We start from the raw sequence: 12,241 nt of genomic DNA, 5'->3' as shown, positions 1-12,241 counted from the left end.
CGGCTTACCTTTTTGCTTTTTGTAGCCATTTATCTAATGAATTAGCAAAGTTTTGTTTATCTTTGTCTGAGAACTTACTCGGCCCACCACTAATCTGTCCAATACTTCTTAACTCTTCGGCCATATTACGCATTGCTAGACGTTGTCTAACGTTATCTGGGGTGTAAAGCTCGCCTCTAGGATTAAGCGCTATGATGCCTTTTTCAACCAATTCAGCGGCAAGAGGAATATCTTGAGTCACAACTAAGTCGTTTAACTCCACATGTTGACTAATATAATTGTCGGCGACATCAAAGCCTTGTGAAACCTGTACTGTTTTTACTAAAGGTGTTCTACGCACAGGTAAGGGGGAGTTTGCCACAAAAACCAATGGTGTTTGGGTTCTTGTACTGGCTCTTAAAACCATCTCTCTAACTGCCACTGGGCAAGCATCTGCATCAATCCAAATTGTCATATTTAACCTCAATATTTAAAGGATAAATATAACAAATATTCTAGTGTTAATTAATCGTTAAATTTTAAATTGACTTTAACTGACTGAAAAATAAAAGAATGCTTTAAACTTGATAATAAAATTAATGTTTTTTTTATATTTAAGTTAAATAGCTATTGACACCATATTAAACCTATATATAATAATTTTTAGCTTGAAAGTTCGTTTGATATTTATGTTCTTTGTTCCGTATTTATGTACCGAATCCTATACATCATAAGTAATAGCAACACTTCTAGCCAACTGCCTTAATTTTTAAGGTTAAATTACTCAAATATATTAGGATATACACATGTCTACTACTACTGGTACAGTTAAATGGTTCAACGAATCTAAAGGTTTTGGTTTCATCGAGCAAGAAAACGGTCCTGACGTTTTCGCACATTTCTCTGCTATCGCAAGCACTGGTTTTAAAACTCTTGCTGAAGGCCAAAAAGTACAGTTCACTGTAACTCAAGGTCAAAAAGGTCCTCAAGCAGAAAACATCGTAGCTCTTTAATATTGCTTCGATGAGCATGTAAATGCTCATTCTGATTGAAAAAAAGGTAGGTTATGACTTGCCTTTTTTTATGCGTTATAAAAAATATATTTGTAGATTTATCCTAGCAACAAGCCTTACCAAAAACACTCGAATCACATCATCCTAATAACATGCTTATGTTATATGTTTTCCAACATATAATTAGTGAAGCTATTTCCCATATATTAGGATGATGTGATTTGCTGCAATCCTCAAAAACTAAACTGTTTATCTAATATAATACCTAAGCTTTATTTTTGGTCGTTGAGAAGGCAAGAACACTGTAAACACACTACCGTGTCCAACTTCACTAGACACTTTGATATGCCCTTATATTAACTAACGGACAGAGTATCTAACACCTACACCTAAGCTTTTGTTTTTGGTCGTTCAAAAGGTAAGATCACTGTAAACACACTACCATGTCCAATTTCACTAGACACTTTAATATGACCTTGATGTTGATGGATAATAGAGTAACTAATAGATAAACCTAAGCCGGTGCCTTTACCCATGGGTTTAGTTGTGTAGAAGGGGGTGAAGATATCATTGACTTTACTGGGGTCTATTCCAGTACCTGAGTCTGAGACTTGAATATACAGTTTATGATCTTGAGCGTGCGCTTTGAAAAAGACCACTTTCCTTTCTGACGTTTCCACCGAGTCTTTAGCATTAATTAATAAGTTAACCAGCACTTGTTCTATCTGCGTTTTATTACAGTAAAGCAATGGTAAAGAGCTAGGAATAACTTGTCTAAGCTCCACTTGATCTTGTTTATATTGGTTAATGACGATTGATATTACATTATTCAATATACGATTTGGTTCCTCTTGCTGGTAATTATCCAGCTCACTATCTCGGCCAAAGCTACCCACTTGTTTAACAATTTTTTCGATACGTTCACTTTGAGATGTAATGGCTTTAAAGCTTTTTTCGATTAAATGGTAGTTACCATTTTTAATATTTTCTTGGCAAATATCGGTATGGATACAAATAACCTGTAAAGGTTGATTAATTTCATGGGCGATACCAGCCGCAATCTCCCCTAAAGAGGCGAGTTTATTAGATTGTATTAACTTAGCTTGGCTACTTCTATACTCATCATCAACTTGCCTAATTAAATGCTTGTTTTTCAGATCATTTTTAATGAGTGCAATATTCGACATAGCAAGTTTCACTGTTATTGCAGCTAAAAACGAAACCAAGAGCGATAATATTAAGAATAATCCTTTCTCTTGATGCACTATATTTGACCACACCATTAACGTCCATGTATGGCCATATATGTGAATGATCGATTCCTTAGTAATATTATTGATATGCAGTTTTTGAGGGAGATAATTAAATAACACAGTCCCATTTTCGGAAATAGCAAAGGGTTTAGTGATTTGGTAGGTATCTAACTTATGGTTTAATAACATGCCTAATTGTATTGGTGCTTCAACATAAGCAATCAATTGGTTGTCAATAACAATCGGGAATTGCAGTTTTAACTCAATATTATTATCAGGTAAATAAGTAGCACGGGTGGTATAAACAAAATTAGAGACAACTTGATCTGCGTTTTTAGGGAGATGCTCACGTGTACGTAACTGTCTTCTTTTGTCTATTTCATCATTGGTTTTAATCAATGTGCCCTCTGGTAAATCAAATAAGGATTCATCTACCATTGGAAACAATTTGATGGTTTTTAGAAAACGGTTTCTATTAATCAGAAGGTTGGTGTCCACTTCCCAATGCCCATTGAGGTCATCAATAGAACCCCAATGATTAATTAATAATTGAATCTGCTCTGCATTACTTTCGATGCTATTACGGATGTTAAAAGCAATACTTTTACTCTCCACTAAAATATTTTGCTGTTGTTGTACTTTTTCTTTTTCAGTCAAATGCAGGGAAATGAAGTATGAAAATACTAACCCTAAGAAAAAAACTAACACACCGTATATATTTGACTTCAATTTATTTCCTTAATACACCTGATGCTAAATCCGTCTAGATTAGGCATAATACGTTAAATTTACGACATTTTAGATCAAAGCGATCATTATTGAGAATAAAAGCAAGGAATTTAAATGACAGCGTTAGGTTTTACCACAAAAATAGTGCATTCAGATCATCAATTAGGCCTAGAAGCAGGCGCGGTCCATGCTCCGATTCATAACTCAGTCCCATACGGGTTTAAAGATGTACAAGGGTTAATTGACGTTTTCCAAGGGCAACCTGGCCACGCTTATGCTCGTTCTTCAACACCTACTTTAGATGCATTATGTAAAAAAATTCAGAAAATAGATAACGGTGTTGCAACTGCTGTTTTTTCATGTGGAATGTCAGCTATCGTAGCGACTTTTTTAACACTGTTAAAGTCTGGTGATCACCTTATCTGTAGTCGATTCTTGTTTGGTAATACCACTTCGTTATTAGGCACATTAGAAGGTTACGGTATTGAGGTTACTTTAGTCGACGCAACGGATATTAATGATGTTAGTGCAGCGCTAAAAAGTAACACTAAAATCGTGTTTGTAGAGACAATTGCAAACCCAGTTACACAAATCAGTGCATTAGATGAAATTGGTGAGTTCTGTGTTGAAAATGAGCTAGTTTATGTCATTGATAATACCATTACTTCGAGCTTTTTATTTGATGCTAATAGCGTTAAAGCAAGTCTAATCGTAACATCATTATCTAAATACGTAGCGGGTCATGGTAATGCCATGGGTGGTTCAGTGACTGATACTGGGTTGTTTAATTGGGAAAAATACCCAAATATCTATGAAGGTTACCGTAAAGGTGACAGTAACTTATGGGGCATCAGCCAGATCAAGAAAAAAGGCCTCCGTGATATGGGCGCTTGTTTAAGCTCTCAAGGTGCACATCTTATCTCTGTTGGTAGTGAAACAATGGAGCTGCGCATGGAGCGCCAAGCAGTAAATAGTATGGCTTTAGCTGAACTGTTACAAGCACACCCTAAAGTAGCTAAAGTGTATTACCCTGGTTTAGCTGATCACCCACAACATCAACGTGCTAAAGACCTATTTACTGGTTTTGGGGCTTTATTAAGTTTTGATCTGGTTGATGGTATTGATTGCTGTGAATTTTTAAATAAATTAAATCTAGTGATCAGCGCAACACATTTAGGTGATAACCGCACGTTAGCCTTACCAGTTGCGCCTACTATCTACTTTGAAATGGGCTTACAGTTACGTCAAGAGATGGGCATTAGTGAGAATATGATCCGTTGTTCAATTGGTATTGAAAATACTGCTGATCTACTTGCAGACTTTGAGCAAGCGTTAGCTTAAATCATAAAGGGAGCGTGAAGCTCCTTTTTGTTTGGTATTGATATTGATGAAATATTCCGTTGTATTGTTAATCTCTTTATTAAGTTCTTTTGCATTGGCAAAGGAACAAACAGTACCTGTTAACCAAGAGGCTTTAAAAACCATTGGTGATAAGCTTGCTAATTATGAACAATGCCAGGTGTTAGCTGAGAGTGAAGGTGATGCAGTGATGGCTTATTATTATCAAGATATTAAACAAACAACGTTAGCTGAAAATACCGCTTATAGTGAAGCAGAACTGGCTTATATTAACAGTGAATATAAGAAAGGGGCTTTGTTATTGAGTCATTTAAACAGTGCTGGTTTATTCCAGCTCTGTTTAAATCGATTCGACCCAGTATCTCGCCAATATTACGAAGCTAAGCTTAAAGCCATTAAAGACTAGGTCATAGGTGGGCTTAGCTTAAGATGAGTAGTTAAATTATTCTTTTATTTCGTCTTTTACTTCACCCCAGACTGTTGCCGGATCAACCATTTCAGCTGTTTCTGTTTGCACTGCTTCTTTTGCCGGTTTTACTGTTGCTACTGGCGTTTCTGGTGCTGCTTCTTTTTTAGTCTCTGCTTTTTTAACTCGAATTAAATTACCCGCTAATTTATAGCTATTTAACTGCTTGATTGCAGCCTTCGCTTCACCTACTTTAGGCATCTCAATAAAAGCAAAACCTTTTGATGCGCCTGTTTCTTTATCTAGAACAAGATTACAAGATTGAACGTTGCCGTACTCTTTAAATAAACTCAGTAATTTGTCTTCTGTTGTTGCCTTGGCAAGGTTACGTACTAATAATTTCATGGGAACTCACTTGATTGGATGATTTAGCTTATTTTAACAGGAACTCGTATTGATTGCTGTTTAAAGCATGGAGAATTAGAAAATAGATATTGAAGTATTAACAATTTATTTAATTGATGAAAAAATGGAATAGGTTGGTTTCCTCTCTTTTGCTCATACTTAATCACCTAGTGGTGGTATATTCTCGGCGTCAAAACGTTAAGGGAAAGTAATGGAACTATCATTAGAGATCATCATGTTATTGGTAGCAGTTGCTACATTAGCAGGTTTTATAGATGCAATGGCTGGCGGTGGTGGTTTATTAACTGTGCCTGCTTTATTAGCGGCAGGGATTCCTCCTGCTCAAGCATTGGCAACCAACAAGCTACAAAGCTCCTTTGGTAGTTTTTCGGCAAGTTGGTATTTTATTCGCTCTGGTGTTGTACAAATAAGGTCGATGTGTTTATCCATTGCCTGTACTTTTGTGGGAGCGGCTTTAGGCGCGATCACAGTGCAGCATGTTAATCCTAATCTATTGATGAGTATTATTCCTATTATGTTGATTGCTATCTCTAGCTATTTTCTCTTTTCATCATCGATAACTCCTCACCCAGAAGATAAACCAAAACTCTCGGAAGCGGCTTTTGCCTTTATTGTTGGCGGTAGTATTGGCTTTTATGATGGTTTTTTAGGGCCAGGGACAGGTTCTATTTTTACCGTCTGTTTTGTGGCAATAGGGCGTTATGGTTTAGTCGCTGCAACGGCGCGTACTAAAGTACTTAATTTTACGTCTAATATTGCAGCACTTAGCTTTTTTATTATCGCGGGACTGCCTATATGGGAGTTGGGTTTAGCCATGGCTTGTGGTGGTTTTATTGGCGCAAGAATGGGGGCAAAAGTCGTATTAGGAAGAGGTCAAAAATTGATTCGACCTCTGGTGATTATTATGTCCATGACCATGGCGGTTAAATTACTTTGGGAACAGCATTGGCAATGGCTTCAAGGAGTTTTTTAACTCGTGAATTTTGATAGGTGTTAGGACGCAAACAAAGATGTACAGGTCTAAATAATGGTTGTAATTCAGCAAAACTAAAACAAAATTTATCTTCAATCTTTAATGCATTAACAATGGATAAAGGCACTAAAGCAGCGGCAATACCATTTAATGCTAGTTGTGCAGAGGCTGTATAGGAGTCCATCTCCATTAAAGGTGCTATACCCAGTGATGATAGAATATCTAATTGATAACGATTAGCTGGGTTCGATAGGTCATTAGTTAAGATCTGCGTTGGTAAGCTCGTTAATGGTGTTTTACTTACTAATACAAAGGGTTCTTTCCACAGGAAAATGGCTTTAAGGCCATGATGTGGCGGTAAATGCCCTGCACAAAATCCAATGGTTGCTTTACCTGATTGTACTTTTTCTATTATTCTTGGTGTATGGTCAGTGCTAATCTTGATTGCACAGTCATGCTGAAAATAATCACCGATCATAGATGATAAATAACCCGCAACTAAGGTTTCAGAACAGTTTAATGAGATAATAGTTTGGTCTTGTAATGCATGTTGTTCATAGATTCTTCCTTGTAATTCGTGAAAGGTAGGCCCAACACTGGCAATGAGTTCATTAGCAGCTTCAGTTAAACGAACGTGGCGACCATCAGGCATAATGAGCTTTTTACCTAACTTTTTCTCTAGTAATGCTATCCGTTTACTCACTGCTGATTGGCTAATGTATAGTTGGCTACCAACTCGGCTCATGGTTTTTTCGTTGCTGAGCACTAATAGTGTTTCTATCCCTTCAAGTAACATTTTCTTGTCGTCTCTCTATTATCAGTTTTTTGTGTATTATGTTGATAACACGCCAAATTAACTTACCTCATTAAAGTCAGTTTAGGTAGTGATGAATTTGAGAGAACTATCAATGCTTATGGATTATTTGTACTTATTTTTAATTCAGTTAAATGATTGATTGAAAAATGAACTTTAAGTAATGTGTCGTTATTGAAGTGTAAATTTATTGTCTTGTGTTGAGGGATATATGAACATTGATTATAAGCTTAATGAAGCCATTTCTGTTATTCAATTTAAAACATTGTTAACTAATACTTCTTTAGGAGAAAGGCGACCTGTAGATGATGCTGAATGCCTAGAGGGGATGCTTAATAATAGTAACCTGATGATCAGTGCGTGGTCTGGAGATCGATTAATTGGTATTGCTAGAAGTGTGACTGACTTCCATTTTTGTTGTTATTTATCAGATTTGGCAGTTGATGCAAACTTTCAACAGCTTGGCATTGGTAAGCAATTACAAATTAAAACCCAAGAGCAATTGGGTCCAAAATGTAAGCTAATTTTATTAGCTGCTCCTGCTGCCAATTTATATTATGAAGGAATTGGCTTTAGCCATAACCCGCGTTGTTGGGTATTAGATCGTCATGAAATGATTGGATAGTCTCCAGCGATTAACAAAGTCATCTATCACTCTGGGAGCTAGACTAATCACACAATGAGTGATTAATATTGGAGAGTATTATGGTAGCGGGTTATAAAATCAGTTCAGATCCAAAGCAGATGGATTTGTCTGTGATACATGGTTATTTATCTGGCTCTTATTGGGCTAAAGGCATTCCTTTATCGACCATGCAAACGGCGATTAATAATTCATTCTGTTTTGGTGTTTTTACCGAAGCAGGGCAACAAGTGGCTTTTGCGCGTATGATCACTGATTATGCAACGTCTGCTTATCTAGCTGATGTGTTTGTATTACCCGAACATCGTGGTAAAGGATTAAGTAAATGGCTTGTACAAACCATTATAGATCACCCTCAATTACAAGGGTTACGTCGCATGTTACTGGCCACCAGTGATGCGCATAATTTATATAGAAAGTTTGGCTTTTCTGCTTTAGCATCTCCAGAACTTTTTATGGAGTTACATCGACCTAATGTTTATCAAACTCTTAGAGAGTAATGTCGAAAATAGTAAAGCATTCGATAAAAATGTAATTAATTGCTTATCAATATGTGGTGATGTTGTGGAAACCTTAGTACATATGTCACCTGATTAAACAATAAAATAAAAAGTGATAGCCATTATTTTAATAATGGATATTTAAAATATCTAAATACAAAAATATAACGGATAGAGGGATCATGGAAGCATTTGGCGTAGTTAATTACATTACTTATTTTTTTGGCGCTTTGTTTGTCATTTTATTACCCGGTCCAAACTCTTTATATGTACTGGCATTAGCTGCACAGCAGGGAAGGCGCGTTGGTTGGGCTGCCGTTGCTGCGGTATTGCTTGGTGACTCTTTGTTAATCATTGCAACGGCATTGGGTGCGGTGACCATACTGACTACTTATCCTGCAGTGTTTATGTTTATTAAATATGCCGGTGCAGGTTACCTCATTTATATTGGATACCAATTGATCAGCGGGGCAATTAAGTCTTGGCGTCAATTAGGTCATGTAGACTTACAAGAAAGCGTTAAAATCAAGAAAACAACTGCAGGACAAGCCTTTAGAAAAGCGTTGTTAGTGAGTTTATTAAACCCGAAAGCGATTCTTTTTTTCCTGTCATTTTTTGCGCAGTTTGTTGACCCAACTTACCCGCAACCTGTTGTGCCTTTTTTAATACTCGCGGTGACTATTCAAGTCTTTAGTTTACTGTATTTAGCGACCCTAATTTATGCCGGTTCAACGTTAGCGGCAGGTTTTAAGAAGCGTAAAAGAGTCAGTGCTATTTCTGGAGGTAGTGTTGGTGTTGGCTTTGTTGGTTTTGCCGTTAAATTAGCCTTAGCAAGCGCGACTTAATAGCTTTGAACCATTACAAAACTGTTGATAGATGATGTTCAACATTAAATATTTGATTGAAATTCAAACAACAAATTTATAGTAATTAAGATAATAGGAAATGAATTCATCTAGGCAATTTGCTATAGTTCTGCCAAATTTATAAATCACTCATTTCGTAGAAAAATTATTGTGCGCAGTTTGATGCGCATATTAAAGAGAAAACTAAATATGGCAGACGCTAAATTTCTAGAGGCAGTCAACTCTAGACGTACATTCGCAATCATCTCTCACCCTGATGCGGGTAAAACAACCATTACTGAGAAAGTATTATTATTCGGAAACGCGTTACAAAAAGCGGGTACAGTAAAGGGTAAAAAATCTGGTCAACATGCAAAATCTGACTGGATGGAGATGGAAAAAGACCGTGGTATCTCGATCACTACTTCGGTGATGCAATTCCCATACAATGATGGTCTAGTAAACTTACTGGATACACCTGGACATGAAGATTTCTCGGAAGATACTTACCGTACTTTAACTGCTGTTGATTCTTGTTTGATGGTTATTGATGCGGCAAAAGGTGTTGAGCAACGTACCATTAAATTAATGGAAGTAACGCGTCTGCGTGATACACCAATCATTACTTTCATGAACAAATGTGACCGTGACACTCGTGACCCAATCGAATTGATGGATGAAGTTGAAGAAGTTCTGAATATCGCCTGTGCTCCTATTACTTGGCCAATTGGTATGGGTAAAGAGTTCAAAGGTGTTTACCATATTCTACGCGATGAAGTGATTTTATATGAATCAGGTCAAGGTCATACCATCCAAGAAGTGCGTATTATTAAAGGCTTAGATAACCCTGAATTAGATAAAGCCTTACCAAACCATGCTGATGATTTACGTGATGAGATGGAGTTAGTGGTAGGTGCATCTAATGAGTTCGATAAAGAGATGTTTTTGGCTGGCGAGTTAACGCCAGTTTACTTCGGTACAGCATTAGGTAACTTTGGTGTTGACCATGTACTTGATGGCTTAGTGGAGTGGGCTCCAAAGCCATTACCAAGAGCAACAGTACAACGTGTAGTTGAACCGACTGAAGAAGTGTTTTCTGGTTTTGTTTTTAAAATTCAAGCGAACATGGATCCAAAACATCGTGACCGTATTGCCTTTATGCGTATCTGTTCAGGTAAATATGAAAAAGGCATGAAAATGCACCATGTACGTACAGGTAAAATGGTCAGCATTTCTGATGCGGTAACTTTCATGGCGGGTGACCGAACTGCGTCTGACGAATCATTCTCTGGTGATATTATTGGTTTACATAATCACGGTACTATTCAAATTGGTGATACATTTACCGTTGGTGAAGATCTAAAATTTACGGGGATTCCTAACTTTGCACCAGAAATGTTCCGTCGTATTCGTTTAAAAGATCCATTAAAACAAAAGCAACTGTTAAAAGGTCTAATGCAATTATCAGAAGAGGGTGCTGTTCAGGTATTCCGTCCATTACGCAGTAATGATCTGATTGTAGGCGCGGTAGGTGTGCTACAGTTTGAAGTCGTTGTACAACGTTTAAAATCTGAATACAAGGTAGATGCTATCTATGAAGGTATCAGCGTAGCAACAGCACTTTGGGTTGATTGTGAAGATCCAATTAAAATGGCTGAGTTTGAGAAAAAAGCTTACGATAACCTAGCATTAGATGGTAGTAATAACTTAACTTACGTAGCGCCGACTATGGTTAACTTAAACCTAGCAATGGAACGTTACCCAGACGTTAAATTCCGTAAAACACGTGAACATTAATATTTTATATTAATAGGTTAAGTGTTTATGATTAAGCGTCTTCGGACGCTTTTTTATAGGTTCGGAGAGAATATGTTTATAGATAGTCATTGCCACTTAAACTTTGATTGCTTCAAACAAGACTTGGCAACATTATTAGCAGAGTTAAAGTCAGCTAATATTACTCAAGTCATTATTCCAGCTACGGATGCCGCACGCTGGCCTGAGATTATCACCCTTTGTGAAAAATATGCTGAATTGTACTTTGCCTTAGGGATTCATCCGCATTTCTTATCGACCTTTAAAGCAGAGGATCTCGTTACACTAGAGTCAACTTTATTGAATTTACATCATCAAGCTGAACATCATTGTATAGCACTGGGTGAGATTGGATTAGATAAGTTAATCGATACCAGTATGGAAACACAAGAGGCGGTTTTTTTAGCACAACTAGCTATCGCACAACGCCTGCAACTCCCTGTTATTTTACATGTAGTGAAAACTCAATCACGTATATTACAACTACTCAAACAAACTAAATTCTCTTATGGCGGGGTTTACCATGCTTTTTCGGGTAGTGAAGAGATCGCCAATGAGTTTATTAAGTTAGGTTTTAAATTAGGTATTGGTGGTGTGATCACTCACCCAACCGCTAAGAAAACGCAAAAGACCTTAAGTAAACTACCATTAAGTAGTTTAGTTTTAGAAACCGATGCGCCTGATATGCCCGTATACCAACAATCAACTGAGTTTAATTCACCGTTAAATATTACTGTTATCTTTGAAGCATTATGCGCCTTGAGGGAAGAACCAAGAGACGTGATCGCACAACGAATTTACAACAATAGCAAAAGCATTTTTCCTATAATAAATGACTAATGTGAGTAATTAGCGTAAAATACCCGATTTTCTAAATATAGTTAGTGAAACATTGTTTCCAGAATAAGGTGATGGTTAATGACTCAATACCCAATGACAGCCAAAGGCGCTGAAATTTTACGTGCTGAATTAGAGCAGTTAAAAACAGTTAAGCGTCCAGAGATTGTACATGCTATTGCTGAAGCTCGTGAACATGGCGATTTAAAAGAAAATGCTGAGTACCATGCAGCTCGTGAGCAACAAGGTTTTTGTGAAGGTCGTATTCAAGATATCGAAGCTAAACTTTCAAATGCCCAAATAATCGATGTGACTAAAATTGCCAATAACGGCAAAGTTATTTTTGGTGCAACGGTAACAATTGTTAATATTGATACTGAAGAAGAAGTGACGTATCAAATTGTTGGTGATGACGAATCAGATATAAAAAGTAATCTTATTTCTATCAACTCACCTATTGCACGCGGCCTAATAGGTAAAAAATTAGACGATGAAATCTCAATTACAACACCTGGTGGCGTTATCGAATACGATATCACTAAGGTTGAATACATCGCTTAGTTCACAAAACTGAACAAAATCAAGATAATAAAAAGCCCAGATTTACTGGGCTTTTTATTTAAAATAAGATTAATACCAATCATAGTAA

Annotated in this window: 14 protein-coding genes; 10 read left to right on the top strand and 4 right to left on the bottom strand. The window is 36.9% G+C overall.

The genetic code is table 11. The features are described 5' to 3' along the window. Positions 1-4: 4 nt before the first annotated feature. Positions 5-454 (bottom strand): YaiI/YqxD family protein, encoded by a 450-nt coding sequence (locus DS885_RS14605; protein WP_113820154.1) that lies wholly within the window; start codon positions 452-454, stop codon positions 5-7. A 331-nt stretch (positions 455-785) separates the two neighbouring features. On the opposite strand from DS885_RS14605, the gene cspE reads away from it, so the two are divergent. After that, positions 786-992 carry a transcription antiterminator/RNA stability regulator CspE gene (cspE, locus tag DS885_RS14600; protein WP_019613006.1) on the top strand — a complete coding sequence of 69 codons (207 nt, stop codon included), beginning with the start codon at positions 786-788 and terminating at the stop codon, positions 990-992. Positions 993-1,381: 389 nt separating this feature from the next. Here the strand turns inward: cspE and DS885_RS14595 are convergent, their stop codons facing one another. Continuing rightward, positions 1,382-2,974, bottom strand: a complete 1,593-nt coding sequence (locus DS885_RS14595) for a sensor histidine kinase (RefSeq protein ID WP_113820153.1) — start codon at positions 2,972-2,974, stop codon at positions 1,382-1,384. Positions 2,975-3,088: 114 nt separating this feature from the next. Here DS885_RS14595 and DS885_RS14590 point away from each other — a divergent pair, with 114 nt between their 5' ends. Then, positions 3,089-4,315 carry a cystathionine gamma-synthase family protein gene (locus tag DS885_RS14590; RefSeq protein WP_113820152.1) on the top strand — a complete coding sequence of 409 codons (1,227 nt, stop codon included), beginning with the start codon at positions 3,089-3,091 and terminating at the stop codon, positions 4,313-4,315. A gap of 46 nt (positions 4,316-4,361) precedes the next feature. Then, positions 4,362-4,739: a hypothetical protein gene (locus DS885_RS14585; protein WP_113820151.1), complete on the top strand. Its 378-nt coding sequence runs from the start codon at positions 4,362-4,364 to the stop codon at positions 4,737-4,739. A gap of 36 nt (positions 4,740-4,775) precedes the next feature. On the opposite strand, the gene DS885_RS14580 is transcribed toward DS885_RS14585, so the two are convergent. Beyond that, positions 4,776-5,144, bottom strand: a complete 369-nt coding sequence (locus DS885_RS14580) for an RNA recognition motif domain-containing protein (RefSeq protein WP_113820150.1) — start codon at positions 5,142-5,144, stop codon at positions 4,776-4,778. Positions 5,145-5,355: 211 nt separating this feature from the next. Between DS885_RS14580 and DS885_RS14575 the strand changes: the two genes are divergently transcribed. Continuing rightward, a complete protein-coding gene (locus tag DS885_RS14575) occupies positions 5,356-6,138 on the top strand; it encodes a TSUP family transporter (RefSeq protein WP_113820149.1) in 783 nt (260 codons plus the stop codon). Here the strand turns inward: DS885_RS14575 and DS885_RS14570 are convergent. Beyond that, positions 6,089-6,934, bottom strand: coding sequence for a LysR family transcriptional regulator (locus DS885_RS14570; protein ID WP_113820148.1), 846 nt, complete (start codon positions 6,932-6,934; stop codon positions 6,089-6,091). The genes DS885_RS14575 and DS885_RS14570 overlap by 50 nt on opposite strands. A gap of 229 nt (positions 6,935-7,163) precedes the next feature. Here DS885_RS14570 and DS885_RS14565 point away from each other — a divergent pair, with 229 nt between their 5' ends. The 6 genes from DS885_RS14565 (at position 7,164) to greA (ending at position 12,153) form a co-directional block, all read left to right on the top strand. Next, positions 7,164-7,577: a GNAT family N-acetyltransferase gene (locus tag DS885_RS14565; protein ID WP_113820147.1), complete on the top strand. Its 414-nt coding sequence runs from the start codon at positions 7,164-7,166 to the stop codon at positions 7,575-7,577. 80 nt (positions 7,578-7,657) lie between these two features. Continuing rightward, entirely contained in the window at positions 7,658-8,095 is a 438-nt protein-coding gene (locus tag DS885_RS14560; protein WP_113820146.1) for a GNAT family N-acetyltransferase, read from the top strand. Between the two features lie 182 nt (positions 8,096-8,277). Then, positions 8,278-8,940: a leucine efflux protein LeuE gene (gene leuE, locus DS885_RS14555; RefSeq protein ID WP_113820145.1), complete on the top strand. Its 663-nt coding sequence runs from the start codon at positions 8,278-8,280 to the stop codon at positions 8,938-8,940. A gap of 210 nt (positions 8,941-9,150) precedes the next feature. Further along, entirely contained in the window at positions 9,151-10,737 is a 1,587-nt protein-coding gene (gene prfC / locus DS885_RS14550; RefSeq protein ID WP_113820144.1) for a peptide chain release factor 3, read from the top strand. Between the two features lie 72 nt (positions 10,738-10,809). Further along, positions 10,810-11,595, top strand: a complete 786-nt coding sequence (locus tag DS885_RS14545; protein ID WP_113820143.1) for a TatD family hydrolase — start codon at positions 10,810-10,812, stop codon at positions 11,593-11,595. 78 nt (positions 11,596-11,673) lie between these two features. Continuing rightward, a complete protein-coding gene (gene greA, locus DS885_RS14540; protein WP_113820142.1) occupies positions 11,674-12,153 on the top strand; it encodes a transcription elongation factor GreA in 480 nt (159 codons plus the stop codon). The last annotated feature ends 88 nt before the right edge of the window (positions 12,154-12,241 follow it).

This window comes from Psychromonas sp. B3M02 (assembly GCF_003318165.1).
Lineage (GTDB): Bacteria > Pseudomonadota > Gammaproteobacteria > Enterobacterales > Psychromonadaceae > Psychromonas.
The sequence above is the reverse complement of the archived record's forward strand: the minus strand, read 5'-3'. Positions and strand labels throughout refer to the sequence as shown.